This window comes from Serratia fonticola, assembly GCF_001006005.1.
Lineage (GTDB): Bacteria > Pseudomonadota > Gammaproteobacteria > Enterobacterales > Enterobacteriaceae > Chania > Chania fonticola.
The window spans coordinates 604,902-623,571 of sequence record NZ_CP011254.1 but is presented as its reverse complement, the minus strand read 5'-3'; the positions used below and the strand labels follow the sequence as shown (position 1 = coordinate 623,571).

18 protein-coding genes are annotated in these 18,670 nt (G+C 56.3%); all 18 read left to right on the top strand.

What is annotated here, in order from left to right:
- Positions 1–34 precede the first annotated feature (34 nt).
- The 18 genes from speA to WN53_RS02575 all read left to right on the top strand — a co-directional run bounded on the left by speA (position 35) and on the right by WN53_RS02575 (position 18,665).
- Positions 35–2,011 (top strand): biosynthetic arginine decarboxylase, encoded by a 1,977-nt coding sequence (speA, locus tag WN53_RS02660; RefSeq protein WP_024484363.1) that lies wholly within the window; start codon positions 35–37, stop codon positions 2,009–2,011.
- Positions 2,012–2,238: 227 nt separating this feature from the next.
- The gene (gene msrB / locus WN53_RS02655) at positions 2,239–2,739 is read left to right on the top strand and encodes a peptide-methionine (R)-S-oxide reductase MsrB (protein WP_235166954.1); all 501 of its coding nucleotides are present in this window, start codon (positions 2,239–2,241) and stop codon (positions 2,737–2,739) included.
- A gap of 20 nt (positions 2,740–2,759) precedes the next feature.
- Entirely contained in the window at positions 2,760–3,482 is a 723-nt protein-coding gene (gene msrA / locus WN53_RS02650) for a peptide-methionine (S)-S-oxide reductase MsrA (RefSeq protein WP_024484365.1), read from the top strand.
- Between the two features lie 357 nt (positions 3,483–3,839).
- Positions 3,840–5,096, top strand: a complete 1,257-nt coding sequence (locus WN53_RS02645) for an HlyD family secretion protein (RefSeq protein WP_037411975.1) — start codon at positions 3,840–3,842, stop codon at positions 5,094–5,096.
- 2 nt (positions 5,097–5,098) lie between these two features.
- Entirely contained in the window at positions 5,099–7,261 is a 2,163-nt protein-coding gene (locus tag WN53_RS02640; RefSeq protein WP_024484367.1) for a peptidase domain-containing ABC transporter, read from the top strand.
- Positions 7,262–7,403: 142 nt separating this feature from the next.
- A complete protein-coding gene (gene speB / locus WN53_RS02635) occupies positions 7,404–8,324 on the top strand; it encodes an agmatinase (RefSeq protein ID WP_024484368.1) in 921 nt (306 codons plus the stop codon).
- Positions 8,325–8,471: 147 nt separating this feature from the next.
- Positions 8,472–9,344 (top strand): 23S rRNA pseudouridine(2604) synthase RluF, encoded by an 873-nt coding sequence (gene rluF, locus WN53_RS02630; RefSeq protein WP_024484369.1) that lies wholly within the window; start codon positions 8,472–8,474, stop codon positions 9,342–9,344.
- Positions 9,345–9,660: 316 nt separating this feature from the next.
- A complete protein-coding gene (locus WN53_RS02625; protein ID WP_021179759.1) occupies positions 9,661–9,978 on the top strand; it encodes a Rieske (2Fe-2S) protein in 318 nt (105 codons plus the stop codon).
- Positions 9,979–9,980: 2 nt separating this feature from the next.
- The gene (locus tag WN53_RS02620) at positions 9,981–10,289 is read left to right on the top strand and encodes a recombinase-like helix-turn-helix domain-containing protein (protein WP_024484370.1); all 309 of its coding nucleotides are present in this window, start codon (positions 9,981–9,983) and stop codon (positions 10,287–10,289) included.
- 20 nt (positions 10,290–10,309) lie between these two features.
- Positions 10,310–11,353: an aromatic ring-hydroxylating oxygenase subunit alpha gene (locus WN53_RS02615; protein WP_024484371.1), complete on the top strand. Its 1,044-nt coding sequence runs from the start codon at positions 10,310–10,312 to the stop codon at positions 11,351–11,353.
- A complete protein-coding gene (locus WN53_RS02610) occupies positions 11,350–12,105 on the top strand; it encodes an SDR family oxidoreductase (protein WP_024484372.1) in 756 nt (251 codons plus the stop codon). Before WN53_RS02615 ends, WN53_RS02610 begins: the two co-directional genes overlap by 4 nt.
- Positions 12,106–12,141: 36 nt before the next feature.
- Positions 12,142–12,936, top strand: a complete 795-nt coding sequence (locus WN53_RS02605; RefSeq protein ID WP_024484373.1) for an IclR family transcriptional regulator — start codon at positions 12,142–12,144, stop codon at positions 12,934–12,936.
- Between the two features lie 138 nt (positions 12,937–13,074).
- Positions 13,075–14,016: a VOC family protein gene (locus tag WN53_RS02600; protein ID WP_024484374.1), complete on the top strand. Its 942-nt coding sequence runs from the start codon at positions 13,075–13,077 to the stop codon at positions 14,014–14,016.
- Positions 14,013–15,224, top strand: coding sequence for an NAD(P)/FAD-dependent oxidoreductase (locus WN53_RS02595; protein WP_024484375.1), 1,212 nt, complete (start codon positions 14,013–14,015; stop codon positions 15,222–15,224). Before WN53_RS02600 ends, WN53_RS02595 begins: the two co-directional genes overlap by 4 nt.
- A gap of 24 nt (positions 15,225–15,248) precedes the next feature.
- Positions 15,249–16,511, top strand: a complete 1,263-nt coding sequence (locus WN53_RS02590) for an MFS transporter (protein ID WP_024484376.1) — start codon at positions 15,249–15,251, stop codon at positions 16,509–16,511.
- Between the two features lie 20 nt (positions 16,512–16,531).
- The gene (locus tag WN53_RS02585) at positions 16,532–17,056 is read left to right on the top strand and encodes a cupin domain-containing protein (RefSeq protein WP_024484377.1); all 525 of its coding nucleotides are present in this window, start codon (positions 16,532–16,534) and stop codon (positions 17,054–17,056) included.
- Entirely contained in the window at positions 17,056–17,874 is an 819-nt protein-coding gene (locus tag WN53_RS02580; RefSeq protein ID WP_024484378.1) for an alpha/beta fold hydrolase, read from the top strand. The genes WN53_RS02585 and WN53_RS02580 overlap by 1 nt, the downstream gene beginning before the upstream one ends.
- Entirely contained in the window at positions 17,871–18,665 is a 795-nt protein-coding gene (locus WN53_RS02575) for an SDR family oxidoreductase (RefSeq protein WP_024484379.1), read from the top strand. Before WN53_RS02580 ends, WN53_RS02575 begins: the two co-directional genes overlap by 4 nt.
- The last annotated feature ends 5 nt before the right edge of the window (positions 18,666–18,670 follow it).

The following is an 18,670-nucleotide window of genomic DNA, read 5'->3' as shown; positions in this document are numbered from 1 at the left end:
GACTATATCGTCAGTATGCAAGGTGAGGCGAGTAATGTCTGAAGATATGCCGATCCAACGCCCGTCAGTAGCGGGTGATAATTTATCTTTACGCTCCATGCAGGAGGTTGCCATGAATGATCGTAATGCCAGCAAGATGCTGCGCACTTATAACGTCGCCTACTGGGGCAACAATTACTTTGACGTCAATGAGCTGGGCCACATCAGCGTGTGCCCGGACCCAGACGTCCCGCATGCGCGCGTCGATCTCGCCGAGTTGGTGAAAGAGCGCCAAAAAGATGGCCAGCGCCTGCCCGCCTTGTTCTGCTTCCCGCAGATCTTGCAGCATCGTCTGCGTTCCATTAACGCCGCGTTCAAACGTGCGCGTGAATCCTTCGGCTATGAAGGTGGCTACTTCCTGGTTTACCCGATCAAGGTTAACCAGCACCGTCGCGTAATTGAATCACTGGTCAACTCCGGTGAACCACTGGGGCTGGAAGCCGGTTCCAAGGCGGAACTGATGGCGGTACTGGCCCATGCCGGTATGACCCGCTCGGTGATCGTCTGTAATGGCTACAAAGACCGTGAATATGTTCGTCTGGCGCTGATCGGTGAAAAGCTGGGGCACAAAGTGTACCTGGTGATCGAGAAGATGTCGGAAATCCAGATGGTGCTGGAAGAAGCTGAGCGCCTGAATGTGATCCCACGCCTGGGTGTGCGTGCCCGCCTGGCCTCACAAGGGGCAGGTAAATGGCAGTCGAGCGGTGGCGAAAAATCCAAGTTCGGTCTGGCAGCCATTCAGGTATTGAAACTGGTGGAAACCCTGCGTGAAGCGGGCCGCCTGGATAGCCTACAACTGCTGCATTTCCACCTGGGTTCTCAGTTGGCCAACATTCGCGATATCGCCACTGGCGTACGTGAGTCTGCGCGTTTCTACGTAGAGCTGCATAAGCTGGGTGTTAACATTCAATGTTTCGACGTGGGTGGTGGCCTGGGTGTGGATTATGAAGGCACCCGTTCGCAGTCCGACTGTTCGGTCAACTACGGCCTGAATGAATATGCCAACAACGTGATTTGGGGGATCGGTGATGCCTGTAATGAGCATGGCCTGCCGCATCCAACGGTGATCACCGAGTCTGGCCGTGCCGTAACCGCCCACCATACGGTGCTGGTTTCCAACGTCATTGGCGTTGAGCGCAACGAATTCTGTGAGCCGGTTCCTCCGGTCGAAGATGCGCCGCGCGCGCTGGAAAGCATGTGGGAAACCTGGCAGGAAATGAACGAGCCGGAAAACCGTCGTTCGCTGCGTGAATGGTTGCACGATAGCCAGATGGATCTGCACGATGTGCATACCCAGTATGCCCATGGCATGTTGGATCTGACCAAGCGTGCCTACGCCGAGCAGCTGTATCTGAACATCTGCAACAAGATCCAGCAGCAGCTCGATCCAAGCAATCGTGCGCACCGGCCAATCATTGATGAATTGCAGGAGCGGATGGCGGACAAGTTCTACGTCAACTTCTCACTGTTCCAGTCGATGCCGGATGCCTGGGGTATCGACCAGTTGTTCCCGGTCTTGCCGTTGGAAGGCTTGGACAAGCCGCCGGAAGGCCGTGCGGTATTGCTGGATATCACCTGTGACTCCGATGGCACCATCGATCACTATATTGATGGTGACGGCGTAGCCACCACCATGCCGATGCCGCCGTACGATCCGGAAAACCCGCCTCTGCTTGGGTTCTTCATGGTTGGTGCCTATCAGGAAATCCTGGGCAATATGCACAACCTGTTTGGCGATACCGCTTCGGTAGACGTGTTTGTGTTCCCTGATGGCAGCGTAGAGACCGAGCTGTCTGATGAAGGCGATAGCGTAGCCGACATGCTGGAATACGTGCAGCTCGATCCGATCGCGCTGCTGGCTAAATTCCGCGATCAGGTGAAAGAAACCGATCTTGACGCGGAGTTGCAGGCGCAATTTGTCGAAGAGTTTGAGGCCGGTCTGTATGGCTATACTTATCTCGAAGATGAGTAAGCTATCCCGATAAGCTGACATACTTTCTATCCAGGAGCGCGGCAGAGGCTGCGCTCCTTCATTTACCCTTCTTAGCCCTTACCCCGCCAAATTAGAAATTCCATTTAAACTTTCAACGTATTAATGCAGCGTTCCCAGTTATCACAAATTTGTGAACTCTCCGTGAGGATTTGGTCACGACTTTCTCTGTAGTTTGTCATTGTCGGTGAATAGCACCAGAGGTAACGATGATGATCAACAGACGGTATTTTATTCTGGGCGGTGGGGCACTCTCTGTGGCCTATGCCGTAGGCTTGCTGCCTGCACTTTTTTCTCGTTCGGTGATGGCGGAGTCGTTTGCCGTCAACTATACCGCAGAGCAATGGCGGCAACGGCTCTCCGCCAGCCAATATGCAGTTTTGCGCGAGGAAGGCACAGAGCCACCTTACAGCAGCCCGCTTAATGAGGAGCACCGCGATGGTCAGTTTGCCTGTGCGGGTTGCCAGCAGGCGCTGTTTTCTTCCCACACCAAATTTGACAGCCATACCGGCTGGCCCAGTTTCTGGCAACCTCTCGAACAGGCGGTGGCGACGCGTAAGGATCGAACGCTGGGCATGGTCCGCGAAGAGGTGCATTGCAGCCGCTGCGGCGGGCATTTGGGGCACGTATTTGATGATGGCCCGCAACCCACCGGTTTGCGCTACTGCATGAATGGCATCGCCATGCTGTTCACGCCAAGCTCGGTCTGACCAGAATAGTGAGGAATAATATGAGAAACGTAGACAAAACGCTGCCATCGCTAGGTAAATACGGCATATGGGGCGCGGTATTGGTTGCCGCTGGATTCTGTTTGCAAAGCGTTGCCTGGCCACTGGGTGATGCCGAGGCGGCGGTAGAGATCCCTGCGCCGGTAAAAGACGAAGCGCCAACGGCATCGCGCACGGAAACCGCGATCTTTGCCGGCGGTTGTTTCTGGGGCGTGCAGGGGGTGTTCCAGCACGTTAAAGGCGTGACCAATGCCATATCCGGTTATACCGGAGGTACGGCACAAACGGCTAATTATGAGGCCGTCAGCGGAGGGGATACCGGCCATGCAGAGTCGGTACAGGTCACCTTTGATCCACAGCAGATTACCTATGGCCAACTGCTGCAAATCTATTTTTCGGTAGCACATAACCCAACCGAGCTCGATCGCCAAGGGCCGGACAGCGGCACGCAATATCGCTCAGCCGTTTTCCCACTGACGGCGTCACAACAGCAGGTTGCCAAGGCTTATATTGCACAGCTGGATGCCAGTAAACGCTTTGCCAAACCGCTGGTGACTCGCATTGAGGACAAGGGTCATTTTTATCCTGCCGAGGCTTACCACCAAAACTATCTCACCCTTAACCCGGATCAGCCCTATATCGTGGTGAATGATTTGCCGAAGGTAAAACAGTTACAGCAGCTGTTCCCAACGCAATATCGTACAGATCCGGTGTTGGTGAAATAATAACAGTCGCTGTTGTAATATATTAGCCAGTGGAGTTTTTCCAGTAGCCTCAAGCCATCTCCCCGGAGATGGCTTTTACTTATTTATTTTACGTTATCAATCAACTAATAATACTTGACGGTGTTGTTGAGTTGTTCTGTTTATTTTGGTAATTTCATTGTTAAAGAAAACCTCTGTTCAAAAATCAAGTAAATAACAATCTGTCACTTTTAATTAAATAACTAATGCTCAAGTGTCGATTGGTAATAATCGCTATTAATTTCATTTACAGGGAACGGTAATATTTATGGTTAATAATAGATTGCCAGAACAACGTTATATCGCTGGCAAGACGATTAAATTAGCTGATCCAATCACGTGACGCGTCTCTACCGCCAGGCCTATTTTGCCGCCCAGGCCACGCGAGCCGAAGGGAGGATTTTGATTTCCCCCAGTCCGGATATGACGCTTTATGCCTGTGCCAGCGTGCTCTTGGTGGTTGCATTAATCGCTTTTTTAATCGGTGGCGAATATACCCGTAAAGCCCGTTTGGAAGGTGTCGTGATGCCTTCAACCGGAGTCGTCAAAGTAGTTGCGCGCACGCAAGGGCGGGTTGAGGCCTTGCTGGTTAACGAGGGCGATGAGGTTGCAGCAGGCCAATTACTCTACCGGCTAAGTGGTGAGCGCTATGACGGCCAGGGGTTGGCCACCTTGGCGACGCTGAAAAACTCCCTGGCGCAGCAGTATCAGATGTTGGTGCAGCAACAGCATCAGGAGGTTGCCGCCATTACTCTGCAGATACAGGGATTACGGCAGCGGGCAAGCCAACTGAAGGATGAACTGCGCAGCGCCGATGGGGCTCTGAAACAGACGCTGCGCCAGGCGGCGTTAACCCGCTCGATGATGGAGCGTTATCACCGTTTGGTGCGGCAAAAGTATGTCTCCGAGCTTGAGTATCAGCAAAAGCAGATTGAACTGGCGGCCGCGGAAGGTTATGTCGAAAACCAGCGGCAGGTACAACAGCGCCTGAAGCGTGAGTTGACCTCGGTTGAAACGGATCAGGGGAGTTTGTTGCAGCAGGGGCAAAGCCGCCGGGTGGAGCTGGATCGGTTACTACAAGGGATCCGTCAGCAACAAATAGAGTTGCAATCACAGGAGGAGAGCACGCTGGCTGCCCCGGTGGCAGGGCGTGTTGCTGCGGTGTTGGTCAAGGCGGGGCAAACGGTCAACCAAAATGAGCCGCTGTTAACGCTGGTGCCACAGGCGGCCCAAATGCAGATTGAGCTGTATGCACCGAGCAAGTCCGTTGGGTTTATCAAGCCTCATCAGCGGGTTGGCCTGCGTTTCGCGGCTTATCCCTATGAAAAATTTGGCGTGCAGTATGGCACGACGCGGGAAGTGACCCGCATCAGCCTCAGCCCGACAGATGTCATGCCGCATAACCCGGTGGTGTGGAAAGAAAACGAGGGACATTACCGGGTGATTGTCGTGCCAGATAAACCCAGCGTGACCGTGTATGGCCATCAGGAATTACTGCGCACCGGGATGGTGGTGGCAGCAGATATCGAGCTGGACAAGCGGCGACTGTACGAATGGTTGCTGGAACCGTTATGGAGCCTGCAAGGAAAAATATAGCCATGGAATGGACCGAGCATTTGCACCTGAATTTGCATTGGCGCCGCCGCTTGCCGTTGATCCGTCAAACCGAGTCGGCGGAATGTGGGGTGGCCTGCCTGGCGATGGTCGCCGGTTGGCACGGTTATCGTATTGACCTCCCCAGCCTGCGTGCAAGATTCAATGTTTCGACGCAGGGCATGACTTTCGTGCATTTGATGGAATGCGCTCAGAACCTGAAATTAACAGGTCGTGCAGTACGTTTAGAGCTGGAGGAACTCGGCCAACTGACCGTACCCTGCATTTTGCACTGGGATCTCAACCACTTTGTAGTGCTTAAACGGGTACGTGGCAACGAGATCGAACTGCACGATCCGGCACGCGGGGCGGTTAACATGTCGTTGGTAGAGGCTAACCGTCGTTTTACCGGTGTCGCGCTGGAACTGACGCCAACCCATGACTTTGAGCAGCGTGACGAACGCAAGAAAGTGCGGCTAACCGAATTGGTCGGCAAGACCGTAGGGTTGAAGGCTGCGTTGGCGCGCATTTTCTGCTTTGCTCTGGCGTTGGAAGTCTTGGCCTTGCTTAGTCCGTTGATCAATCAGATCGTGATCGATGAAGTCCTGGTGGCGCTGGATGATAGCCTGCTGGTGCTGATCGTTATTGCCATGTTGCTGATGAGTGCGACCCAGACGTTGATTGGCCTGGCCCGGCAATGGGCCACCATCACCATGGCGGTCAATTTCAATATGCAGTGGACGGCCAACGTGTTCCATCACCTGCTGCGTCTGCCGATCGACTGGTTTGAGAAGCGTGACATTGGCAATGTCAGCGCCAAGTTTGATACGGTCGATACCATTCAGGATACGCTCACCACCAGCATCCTTGAGGCGCTGCTAGACGTATTGCTGGTGGTCGGTACCTTGGGCATGATGTTGCTCTACAGCGTGTCGTTATCCATGCTGGCGTTAGGCGCGGCGCTGATTTATGGCTTATTACGCGTGTTATGGTTTCGCACCCTGCGCCGGGCGGCGGAGGACAGTTGGACGGCGGGTACCCTGGAATCAAGCCACTTTCTGGAAACGCTGCATGGCATGCTTAGCCTGCGGGTTAATGGGGCGCTTGCCCAGCGGGAATCTGCATGGCGTAACCTGAATATCGCCAGACGCAATAGCCAACTGCGTGAGCATAAGCTGGCCATCGGCTACGACATCATTAACCAGGTCATTGGTAGCCTGGTGGGCGCGGCGGTGCTGTGGTTTGGTGCCAATTCGGTGCTGTCGGGCTCGTTTTCGATCGGCATGCTGGTGGCGTATATGTCATTTCAAGGGCGTTTTTCCGCCAGCATCAATGGCCTGATCGATAAGGCGTTTGCCTGGCGAATGCTGGATGTCTATAACGAACGGCTGGCAGATATTGTGCTGACCCAGAAGGAGGGCGGTGCTCAGGCGGCAGAATCTATTACCGTAGCTTTCCCCGTGCAAAGAGAGGATCGCCCGGTTATTGAACTGGAAAATATCACCTTCAGCTACGGCCAGGGAGGTAATGATATCCTGGCTGGAGCGGCGTTGCGTATTATGCCTGGGGAGGTGGTGGCGCTGGTAGGGCGCTCCGGCTGCGGGAAAACTACCCTGGCGAAGATCCTGCTGGGGCTTTACCCGCCAACGGCCGGGAGGTTGCAGGTGTTTGGCATCGATCATCATCATGCGGGCTATCGGCAGGTTCGCCAGATGATCGGCGCGGTGATGCAAGAGGATCGGTTATTCCGTGGGGCAATACTCGACAACATCACTTTTTTCTCTCAACACAGCGATCTGGATTGGGCGCAACACTGTGCTCAACTGGCACAGCTGCATGAGGATATCATCGCGTTACCGATGGGCTACCAGACGTTGATTGGGGAAATGGGGAATTCGTTATCGGGGGGCCAAAAGCAGCGCCTGCTGTTGGCCCGGGCATTATACAAACGCCCACGGTTACTGATCCTGGACGAGGCAACCAGCCATCTTGATGTCACCAATGAAATCCTGATCGGCAGCACTTTGCGCAACCTGGGCTTAACCATCCTGCTGATTGCTCACCGGCCTGAGACGATAGCCTCTGCCGATCGAGTGGTCGAACTCGATGCTGGCAGGTTGGTTGTTCCTTCTTCTGCATCAGCTGACAACGGGCACCTTGAAGAGTGAACCAATTGCGGCGATAATCTATCCATTGAAACAGACATCGAATAAATCCCTTTCTCGTCGGGCTAACGACGCGGGAGGGATTTTTTTTTGCTACCGCCCAAGCGTCCGGCTACGGGCGAACCGTTGAAAAATGAGGGTAAATATGAGTACCTTAGGCCATCAGCCCGATAATTCCTTAGTGTCCAACGCCTTTGGTTTCCTGCGCTTTCCGCTGAACTTTATGCCTTACGATAGCGATGCAGAGTGGGTGATCACCGGTGTTCCTTTTGATATGGCTACCTCCGGCCGTGCCGGTGGACGTCATGGCCCTGCGGCGATCCGCCAGGTTTCTACCAATCTGGCATGGGAAGGGGCGCGCTGGCCGTGGAACTTTGATCTGCGCGATCGTCTGAACGTGGTCGATTGTGGTGACGTGGTATTCAACTTTGGTGATGCCCAGGATATGAGCGACAAGCTGCAGGCGCACGCAGAAAAACTGCTGGCAGCCGGCAAACGCATGCTCTCTTTCGGTGGTGACCACTTCGTGACGCTGCCGTTGCTGCGCGCGCATGCCAAGCATTTTGGCAAAATGGCGCTGGTGCATTTCGATGCCCATACCGACACCTATGCCAACGGCAGCAAGTTTGACCACGGCACCATGTTCTTCCATGCGCCGAACGAAGGCCTGATCGATCCCAATCACTCCGTGCAAATCGGTATCCGTACCGAGTTCGATCGTGACAACGGCTTCACCGTACTGGATGCTGCGCAGGTTAACGATCGTGGCGTGGACGATCTGCTGGCGCAGATCAAACAGATCGTTGGCGATATGCCGGTTTATCTGACCTTCGATATCGACTGCCTGGATCCGGCTTTCGCACCTGGCACCGGCACCCCGGTGATCGGCGGCCTGACCTCCGATCGCGCCCTGAAACTGGTGCGTGGTATGCAGTCGCTGAACATTGTCGGCATGGATGTGGTAGAAGTAGCTCCGGCTTACGACCAGTCAGAGATCACCGCACTGGCTGCGGCGACCTTGGGTCTGGAAATGTTGTATCTGCAAGCTGCCAAAAAGCAGGGCTAAATCAGTTTGCTGAATGGGTAGGGGTCGTACATAGTCGACCGTAGGGGCGCTGCATGCTGCGCCCGCTTGGCAGCGGCCCTTACCCGTCAACCCATCATGAAAATATTGCCGTGAAGATAAAGTGTATTTCGCGTTTACGGAGGAACCGTGCTGACTAAACCATCTATACGCCTCAACAAATATATTAGCGAGAGCGGCATCTGCTCGCGTCGCGATGCCGATCGTTACATCGAACAGGGCAATGTTTTTATCAACGGTAAGCGCGTAGCGCTCGGCGATCGGGTATTCGCTGGCGATGTGGTCAAGGTTAACGGGCAGCTTATTGAACCCCGTAACGAAGACAACCTGATTTTTATTGCGCTGAACAAGCCGGTGGGTATCGTCAGCACCACCGAAGACGGTGAGAAAGACAATATTGTCGATTTCGTCAACCACAGTACCCGTGTCTTCCCGATCGGGCGCTTGGATAAAGACTCGCAGGGGCTGATCTTCCTCACCAACCACGGCGATCTGGTGAACAAGATCCTGCGTGCCGGTAACGATCACGAGAAGGAATATCTGGTCACGGTTAACAAACCGGTGACCGACGATTTTATCCGTGGTTTGGGTGCCGGAGTGCCGATGCTGGGCACGGTGACCAAGAAATGCAAGGTGAAGAAAGAAGCCCCCTTTGTGTTCCGTATCGTGCTGGTGCAGGGGCTTAACCGCCAGATCCGCCGTATGTGTGAGCATTTCGGTTATGAAGTGACCAAGTTGGAGCGCACCCGCATCATGAACGTGGGCCTGTCTGGGCTGCCGTTAGGGGAGTGGCGCGATTTGACGGACGACGAGCTGGTTGAGCTGTTTAAGTTGATTGAGGACTCGTCCTCAGAGGCTAAACCGACCAAGAAAGCGGCCAAGCCCAAGCCTGCGGTGAAAAAACCGGCGAGCAGCGGGCAGAAAGCCGCGGATAAAGCGGGCAGTCAAGCACCGGCGCGTAAGCGTTTTGCTCAGCCTGGGCGCAAAAAGAAAGGGCGCTGAAACGGGCGCTGCATGCGGCACCTCCACAAATCACTGCTGATTAAACGGCCTCAGTCATCATGACTGGGGCCTTTTTCTTATAGGGGCGAACATATCCAACCGTAGGGGCGCTGCATGCTGCGCCCGGCCCTATTATCTTGTTTTCACCCCCAGTGCATTTTTTCGTGATCCACTCCGCAGTTGTAACTTTAAAATAACCAATCATTAACATTCTTCCCTTTGCTGGCTTGACGAAAGATTCGCCATACCTATAGTGACTGTATTAAATAAGAAACTGAGTTTCATATATGAAACAATCAGATAGAGGACAGAAGCAATGAGCTGGAAGAACGTGTGCGAAGTGTCTCAAGTTAAAGAAGATTTTCCTTTCTCCGCCAATATTGAGGGAAAAGAGGTCGGCGTCTATTTGATCGACGGTCAATATTACGCGCTGGAAGACGTTTGCCCGCATGCCTATGCCTTGCTCAGCCAAGGGTTTGTTGATGACGGAAAAGTGGAGTGTCCACTGCACGAAGCGGTGTTCGATGTGCGTAGCGGCCAATGCCTGCGCGAACCCGGTGGCCGTGATCTGCAAACCTACCCTACCCGGGTGATCGACAATCAAATCCAAATCACCTTTATCGCGGAGGAATAAGCATGCAGCACATTACCGATTTCAACCCTTGGCTGCCGGATACCCAACAGGTGATCCCGGCGCGTGAGGGCGGCAACGGCCAAATCCACCAACCCGGCCAGTTTCAGAATGTGATCTGGCAAACCCGGGCACGTGTACCAGACGGGTTTGAAACCTCGCTGGTGGCCGCGCTGGAAGAGATCTTCGAGCAAGGGGCTGAGGAGCTGGAGCAGATCGTCAGCGCGCTCAATCAGCGTCGCCTGTTCGATCGCAGTGGTCAGCCATGGAATGAAGCCACGTTCCGCGAATTCCTACACGTCAACGGTTTCTGAGCCGCACAGGGAGAAGGACAATGACAGCAAACACAACATCCTCCGCGCAGACGGTACAAGACTATCTGGATCAGGGCCTGCGCGGTATGTGGTACCCGGTATTGGCCAGTTGGGAAGTGGGTAACAACCCGGTGGGCATCACCCGTCTTGAACAACAGATCGTGGTGTGGCGCGATAAACAGGGGGCGATCCACGCACTGGAAGATCGTTGTCCGCATCGTGGCGCGCGCCTGTCGATGGGCTGGAACCTTGGCGATCGCATTGCCTGCTGGTATCACGGCGTTGAAGTGGGTGGCGATGGCGAGGTTAAAGATGTGCCAGCGGTGGACCGTTGCCCGCTGGTGGGGCAGAAATGCCTGAAATCCTACCCGGCAAAAGAGGCTTACGGTGCGGTGTTCCTGTATTTCGGCGTCACTGCCGATGAACAGCCTGCCGAACTGAGCTTCCCGCAGGAACTGGCGGATGAGGCCAACTACAGTAACTTCCTGTGTACCGCCAGCTGGGACTGTAACTATCAATACGCATTGGAAAACGTGATGGATCCGATGCATGGCACCTACCTGCACTCCTCATCGCATTCGATGGCGGAAGGGGATCGCAAGGCCGATATGGCGCTGGAACCTACCGATAGCGGTTTCATCTTTAAAAAGAACGGCCAGATTGGCGTGAACTTCGACTGGGTCGAATTTGGCAGCAGCGGTGCCTATTGGATGCGCCTGTCGATCCCTTACAAAAAGCGTTTTGGGCCAGGCGGCCATTTCTGGATCATCGGCATGGTGGTGCCGGAAGATAAAGATCACTGCCGGGTATTCTTCTGGCGTATCCGCAAAGTGAAAGACTGGCAGCGTGACGCGTGGCGCTTTATGTACCGCAACCGTCTGGAAGAACTGCACTGGGACGTACTGGAGCAGGATCGCATCGTGCTGGAGAACATGGCACCGAACGCGCGCGGTCGTGAATACCTGTATCAGCATGACGTGGGCCTCTCCCGCCTGCGCCGTATGATGCAGAAAGAGGCACAAAAGCAGCTGGCAACGCTCAGCGAGCTGGAGGCGGCACAGTGAGCGGCTTGCTGGCAGGAAAACGTATCGTAGTCACCGGAGCGGCACGTGGGCTGGGGCGCAGCTTTGCCGCTGCGGTGGCTCAGGCCGGGGCCAGCGTGGTGATGTGCGATATCCTGGCGGAGGAGTTGCAGGACAGCGCCGCCAGCCTGCGTGAGCAGGGGGCACAGGTTGAAGCTCAGGTTATCGATCTGGCTTCACCACAATCCATCACTGCGGCGTTCAGTGCGATTGCCAAGGGCGGCGCGATCGACGGGCTGGTGAACAACGCCGCGATGGCAACCGGTGTCGGTGGCAAAACCATGATGGAATACGACATTGATCTGTGGGACAAGGTCATGCAGGTCAACGTGCGGGGGACCTGGTTGGTGAGTCAGGCGGCGGTGCCATTATTGGCCCAAACGCCGCATGCCAAAATCGTCAATGTTGCCTCGGATACCGCTTTGTGGGGTGCGCCGAAACTGATGGCCTATGTGGCGAGCAAAGGGGCGATCATCTCGATGACCCGCTCCATGGCACGTGAGCTGGGGCCACAGGGCATCTGCGTCAACGCCATAGCACCGGGCTTGACGCGCGTTGAAGCCACTGAGTATGTCCCTGCCGAACGGCATCAGCTTTACGAGCAAGGCCGGGCACTGGCAGGTGCACAGCATCCGGACGATGTGACCGGTAGCGTGCTCTATCTGCTGTCGCCGCTGGCGGATTTTGTCACCGGCCAACTGATACCGGTCAACGGTGGTTTCGTGTTTAACTGACCGCCTGACGGACAGGCAAACATTTAGGAGCAGCACATGGCAGACGATCAAGCGTGTAAATATCTGATCCCGGGGCTGGATCGCGGGTTACAACTGTTGCTGGCCTTTGGCGAGCAGCATAAGGAAATGACCTTTGCAGAATTACATCGCCTGGTCGATATGCCAAAGGCAACCGCCTACCGCGTGGTGCAAACGCTGGAGCATCTGGGCTTTTTGGAGCGCAATCCACGCACCAACACCTTTGCGTTGGGGATCAAAGTGCTGCGTCTGGGCTTTGAGTATATCGCCTCGCTGGACGTGGCCCAGGCTGGCCAACCGGTGATCGAGCAACTGCGCGATCGCAGCCAATGCAGCAGCCATCTGGCGATCCGCGATGGGCATGACGTGATCTATATCGCCCGCGTCAGTGCGGCTGGCTCGCAGATCAACCAGGTAAGCGTCGGTACCCGTTTACCAGCGCACCGCACCTCTCTTGGCCGTATGCTGCTGACCAGCACCAGCCGGGAAGAGTTTGAACGCCTGTTCCCGCATGAAGCCTTGCCCGATGCGGCACCAGGGACACCGGCCAATCGCGAAGCGCTGTGGCAGATGGTGCAACAGGATAAGGCTCGTGGCTATGTGATTGGCGAATCCTTCTTCCGCCATGGCATTTCCTCGATCGTCTATCCGATCTTTAACCGTGAACAGCGGGTGGAAGCGGTGGTCAGCATTATGGTGCCTTCCGATGAGATCCCGAAGGCGGATCGCGAGCGGTTGCGCATGGAAGTCCGGGACGCTGCAGTGAAAATTTCCGGCCTGTTGGGCGCGCCACCGCAGGCTAACGTCGGCTAACCGGCCGAACGCTTTGTTGTCTGGGCGAAGCTAGTCGCCCATTACCAATCACTCAGGCAGGGATAAGACTCATGGGCTTCATGGGCCGGGGTCGATCATGCCTGAAAAACGCATTCAGCGAGAACGTGAGGCACAATAATGAGCATAACCGGAATCGAAAAGCTGGAATTTGGCGTCGAAGATCTACCAACGTGCGAAAAATTCATGCAGGACTTCGGTCTGCAACCGACGCTACAGCATTGGGGCGAACCGCGCCGTGAATTTACCACGTTGAGCGGGGCTAGCGTGGTGCTGTATCCGCAAGACAGCGAGGTCTTACCGGCCGCGTTTGAGGCAGGTTCTACCTTGCGCCGCATGACCTGGGCGGTTGAAAGCCCTGCCGCGCTGGCTGCGTTGCAACCCCTGTTGGCGCAGATGCCAGGCTTTCGCCACGTTGACGAAGAACTGGAATGTCGCGATCCCAACGGTATGACGCTGCGTTTTGCCGTTACGGCGCAGCAACCGGTGGAACTGCCCGTTTCGCCGATCAACCAATGGGGCGATGTACGCCGCATCGACCAGCCTAGCCCGGTTTATGCCAAAGCCGAGCCGGTCAATATCGGCCACGTAGTATTCTTCGTTGAGGATTTGGCTGCTACCGAACGCTTCTACTGCGATCTGCTCGGCTTCCAGGTTTCCGATCGCTATATCGATCGCGCCGTCTTCCTGCGCACCCAGGCTCGGGGTGGCCATCACAACCTGTTCCTGCTGAAACTGCCTAACCGCCCACGGGGCCTGAACCACGTCGCCTTCACCGTACGCGATATCCATGAAGTGATCGGCGGTGGCATCGCGATGAATAAAGAGCAGTGGAGCACCTTTATTGGTCCAGGCCGCCACCCGATCTCCTCGGCCTATTTTTGGTACGTCAACAGCCCGACCGGCGGTGCCTTTGAGTATTACACCAATGATGACTACCTGACGGAAAACTGGCAGCCGCGTGAGCTTGAGCATTCGCTGGTGTCGTTTACCGAATGGGCGGTCGAAGGCGGGATCGATCACGATACCCGCCGCCAACATAAGAAGCCGGGGGCGGTATGAGCCAACCAACCCGTGCAGGCATTGTCATTATCGGCGGCGGTCAGGCCGGTGGTTGGGCGGCGAAAACGCTGCGCGATCGCGGTTATAGCGGCAGGTTGTCGGTGATCAGTGACGAGCCTTATGATTTTTACGAACGTCCACCGCTCTCCAAGGCGGCGCTGTTGGATGGCAGTGCACCACTCAGCCGCCTGTTCAGTGAAGAGGTGGTCGCCGGGATGAATATCGACTGGTACCGCCCACTTCGTGCCGAAGCCATCGACGGACAGCAGCAAATCGTCACGCTCAGCGACGGCAGCCAGTTGCAGTTCGATCAACTGCTGATCGCCACCGGTGGCCGACCACGCCTGCCAGATGCCAACTGGGCCAAACACCCGCGAGTAATGACCCTGCGTTCTTGGGATGATGCGGCACGCCTGCGCCAGGGCCTACAGCAATGCCAAAAGCTGGCGATTGTGGGTGGTGGCTGGATCGGGCTGGAGATTGCCGCCTCGGCCCGCAAGCTGGGTGTTGACGTGACGGTGTTTGAGCGCCAACCCGCGCTGTGTATGCGTAGCGTAGGGGCTGGCGTTTCCCAGGCGTTGTTGGAACTGCATCAACAGCAAGGCGTCACCGTGCATTGCGACTGCGGCGAGATCACGCTTGAAGATCGCGAGGGTGAAGCCTGGATTGGCAGCGCCAGCAGTGCCGCGCGGCCCTTCGACCTGGTGGTTGTCGGCATCGGCGTTGAGCTGAATCTGGAACTGGCCCACAGCGCCGGGCTGAAGCTTGAAGGCGGGATCGTCGTCGATGGGCAAGGGCGTACCAGCCACCCGGCCATTTTTGCCGCAGGCGATGTTGCGCGCCATCCGACCCTAGGCCTGTGTCTCCAATCCTGGGCCTACGCACAGAATCAGGCGATCAGCACCGCTTGCGCGATGTTGGATGCGTTTGCCGCCCCTTACGATGATGTTGCCTGGCTGTGGTCGGATCAATACGACGCCAATATCCAAATTCTGGGCGTCCCTACCGGCGGCGTTCACCAGATAGTGCGCCGCACGCCGCAGTCACAACTGTTCTTCACCCTGAATGCCGATCGGCAACTGGTGCAACTGGTGGCGTTTAACGACGCGCGCACCATCAAGCTGGGTAAACGCTGGCTGGCCAGCGGCCGGGTACTGGATCCGCAGCAACTGGCGGATGTGGAATTTTCTCTGATGGCGTTGAAATAACGCCCGACCCAAAGGGAGCGTTTTATGACTACGCAAGATATCGACGCCCGCAGCGGTCGGGTGGGGGATGCTGTTGCCGAAAATTCACCAACCAGCGTGCGTTGGTCGGTGCCGGCAGCCCTGTTTGCCTGTGTGCTGTTGGCGTTTTTCGACAAGATCAGCATTGCCGCGCTGTTTTCTGACCACCAGTTTCAGCAGGCGATGGGCATCGGCTTTGATCCCACCCGGCTCGGGCTGCTGATGAGCGCCTTTTTGTTCTCCTACGGCTTCTCTTCGATGTTGTTGAGCGGCATTGGCGATCGGCTCAATCCGGTCAAAGTGCTGATTGGCATGATGGTGACCTGGGGCGTGCTGATGGTGCTGATGGGGATGACGCGCTCTTATCACACCATGATGACGCTGCGTATCCTGCTGGGCATCGCCGAAGGGCCGCTGTTGCCAATGGCCTATGCCATCGTGCGCCAGGCTTTTCCGCAACGTCTCCAGGCGCGTGCCACCATGCTGTGGCTGCTGGGAACCCCGATTGGCGCGGCGCTGGGCTTCCCGGTCACGCTGTTCATTCTCAGCCGCTTTAACTGGGAAACCACCTTCTTCTTTATGGCGTTTCTGACCGTGCCGGTGATGTTGTTGGTGCTGTTTGGCATGCGTCACCTGAACGTGGCGCGCCCGGCTGCCAGCACCACCAGTAAACCGGCCGTTGCCGAGCGTAAACAGCTGCGCCGTGAACTGTTCAGCACCCCGCATTTTTGGATGATTTGCCTGTTTAACATCGCATTTCTTACCTACCTGTGGGGCATGAACGGCTGGCTGCCGAGCTATCTGATCGAAGGCAAAGGCATTCATCTGGAGCACGCCGGATACCTGTCGTCACTGCCGTTTATTGCCATGTTGCTTGGCGAGGTGGTGGGGGCCTGGCTGTCGGACAAGATGGATCGCCGCGCGTTGGCCTGTTTCATCTCGCTGTGCGGTGCCGGGATCGGTTTGGGTGTCGTTCTGTATATGCAGGGCACCTACAGCGTGATCGCCGCCATGTCCTTCAGCACCTTTATGTGGGGAGCCGGTGCGCCAAACATCTTCGCGCTGTTGGCCAAGGCCACCAGCAGCCGGGTGAGCGCCACCGCTGGCGGGGTATTTAACGGATTGGGTAATTTTGCCGGTGCATTGGCACCGGTGCTGATGGGGGCACTGATCGCCGCCACCGGCAATATGGATAACGGTTTGCTGTTCCTGGTGGTGATGGCCTTTGTCGGCTGCGCCATTCTGCTGCCGTTACTGAATAAGTATTGATGCAACGAAGGAGAGACAACATGTCCCAGGTTGAGAATAAAGCCGGCATCAAGCCGCAGGATCTGACGATGGAAAACTGGGTGGAATCGCGTATCGCCCGTTTTGAAGGCCGTAAATATGACTGGAATGCACTGAAGTTCCAGGCCGATTACGATCCGAAGTACCGCCGTGCGCAGATGCGTTATATCGGCACCGGTGCCACCGGCGTCGTCAGCGACACCAACACCATTCCGGCGGGGAACTTTACCTTCTCCACCATGGTGCTGCCGTCGAAATGTGAGGGGCCATTGCACCTGCATGACGACGTTGAAGAAGTGTTCTTTATGCTCAAAGGCAAGATCACGCTGATGATCCAGGACGGTGAAGAGTATTACGAAACCATCCTGAAAGAGCGCGATCTGATTTCTGTTCCGGCGGGGATTTATCGCGGCCTGTTCAATCACGGCGAAGAAGAAGCGCTGATGTGCGTGATGCTCGGTACTGCCAAGCCGGAAACCCCGACTTACCCGGCCGATCACCCGTTGTCGAAAGTGAAGCGTAACTGATGAACGGTTTACCGGAACGCCAGCAGGCGGATTGTGGAGGCCAGCGGCTAAGTTGGCGCGAAGCCGGGCATGGTCGGGCAGTAGTGCTGCTGCATGGCATCAGTTCCGGTTCTGCTTCGTGGGTGAAGCAGTTCAGCGATCGCGCCCTGACCGACGGACACTGCCTGATTGCCTGGGATGCTCCGGGTTATGGCGGTAGCGCCGCGTTGGCACAGACAGAGCCAGATGCTGCCGCTTATGCCAACGCGCTGGCGGCGTTGATCGCCGAGTTGGAGTTACAACAGCCGCTGATCGTTGGACATTCGCTCGGTGCGTTGATCGGCAGTGCCTTTGCCGCTGCCAATCCGGATGGGCTGAGTGGACTGGTACTGGCCGATCCGGCTCAGGGTTATGCCACTGCGCCGTTGGAAAAACGCCAGCAGGTGTATGGCCAACGCAAACAGATGATCGAAACGCTTGGCCCACAGGGCTACGGCGAACAGCGTGCGGCGGCACTGCTGCGTGAAGATGCGGATCCGCAGGATATTGCCTGGGTACGCAGCGGCATGCAGCAACTTGATCCAGCCGGTTTTCTCAGTGCCGCCTGGATGCTGGCCAATGATGATATCAACCGCTACCTGTTGCGCTATCGCGGCCCGTTACAGGTGTGGTGTGGCAGTGTCGATCGCATCACGCCACCGCAGGGGGCCGCAACGTTGGCGCAACAGCAGGATGCGACAATGCGCCTGATTGATGCGGCGGGGCATGCCAGCTATCTCGATGCGCCAGCGCTGTTTAACCGCTATTTGCAGGACTTTACGGGGGCAATCCAACCATGAATTTTCAGATTGAACAGCGAGTGGCGGTGGTCACCGGAGGATCCTCGGGGATCGGTTTTGAAACGCTGCGTCTGTTGCTGGCCGAAGGGGCGAAAGTCGCTTTCTGTGGCCGCAATCAGGACAAACTGGCCAGCGCCGAGGCCAGCCTGCGTGAAGAGTTCCCGCAGGCGGAGATCCTGGCGTTACGCTGCGATGTGCTCGACGCCGAGCAGGTTGCCAAGTTTGCCGAGCAGGTCAGCACGCATTTTGGCGCAGTGGATATGTTGATCAACAACGCCGGGCAGGGGTTTGTGGCGCATTTCGATCAGACACCACGTGAAGCCTGGTTGCATGAAGCGGAGCTGAAACTGTTCGGGGTGATCAACCCTGTGCAGGCCTTTTTACCGGCGCTGGAGCGTTCAGATATCGCCTCCATTACCTGCGTTAACTCATTGCTGGCCCTGCAGCCGGAAGAGCACATGATTGCCACCTCGGCGGCCCGTGCCGCGTTGCTCAACATGACACTGACCTTATCCAAAGAGCTGGTGAGCAAAGGGGTTCGCGTCAATTCCATCCTGCTGGGCATGGTGGAGTCGGGCCAATGGCGGCGGCGCTTTGCCGAGCGCCAGGATCAACAACAAAGCTGGGAACAGTGGACGGCGGCGATTGCCGAGCGGCGTGGCATCCCTATGGGGCGTTTAGGTAAACCGCAGGAACCGGCACGGGCGCTGCTGTTTTTAGCATCCCCCATGTCCTCCTTTACCACCGGTGCGGCGCTGGATGTTTCCGGCGGTTTCAATCGCCATCTCTGACGGGA

Coding starts and splice junctions, on each gene's coding strand:
- speA (WP_024484363.1), top strand. CDS start 35: ATGTCTGAAGATATGCCGATCCAACGCCCGTCAGTAGCGGGTGATAAT.
- msrB (WP_235166954.1), top strand. CDS start 2,239: ATGATGATCAACAGACGGTATTTTATTCTGGGCGGTGGGGCACTCTCT.
- msrA (WP_024484365.1), top strand. CDS start 2,760: ATGAGAAACGTAGACAAAACGCTGCCATCGCTAGGTAAATACGGCATA.
- WN53_RS02640 (WP_024484367.1), top strand. CDS start 5,099: ATGGAATGGACCGAGCATTTGCACCTGAATTTGCATTGGCGCCGCCGC.
- speB (WP_024484368.1), top strand. CDS start 7,404: ATGAGTACCTTAGGCCATCAGCCCGATAATTCCTTAGTGTCCAACGCC.
- WN53_RS02625 (WP_021179759.1), top strand. CDS start 9,661: ATGAGCTGGAAGAACGTGTGCGAAGTGTCTCAAGTTAAAGAAGATTTT.
- WN53_RS02620 (WP_024484370.1), top strand. CDS start 9,981: ATGCAGCACATTACCGATTTCAACCCTTGGCTGCCGGATACCCAACAG.
- WN53_RS02615 (WP_024484371.1), top strand. CDS start 10,310: ATGACAGCAAACACAACATCCTCCGCGCAGACGGTACAAGACTATCTG.
- WN53_RS02605 (WP_024484373.1), top strand. CDS start 12,142: ATGGCAGACGATCAAGCGTGTAAATATCTGATCCCGGGGCTGGATCGC.
- WN53_RS02600 (WP_024484374.1), top strand. CDS start 13,075: ATGAGCATAACCGGAATCGAAAAGCTGGAATTTGGCGTCGAAGATCTA.
- WN53_RS02595 (WP_024484375.1), top strand. CDS start 14,013: ATGAGCCAACCAACCCGTGCAGGCATTGTCATTATCGGCGGCGGTCAG.
- WN53_RS02590 (WP_024484376.1), top strand. CDS start 15,249: ATGACTACGCAAGATATCGACGCCCGCAGCGGTCGGGTGGGGGATGCT.
- WN53_RS02585 (WP_024484377.1), top strand. CDS start 16,532: ATGTCCCAGGTTGAGAATAAAGCCGGCATCAAGCCGCAGGATCTGACG.
- WN53_RS02580 (WP_024484378.1), top strand. CDS start 17,056: ATGAACGGTTTACCGGAACGCCAGCAGGCGGATTGTGGAGGCCAGCGG.
- WN53_RS02575 (WP_024484379.1), top strand. CDS start 17,871: ATGAATTTTCAGATTGAACAGCGAGTGGCGGTGGTCACCGGAGGATCC.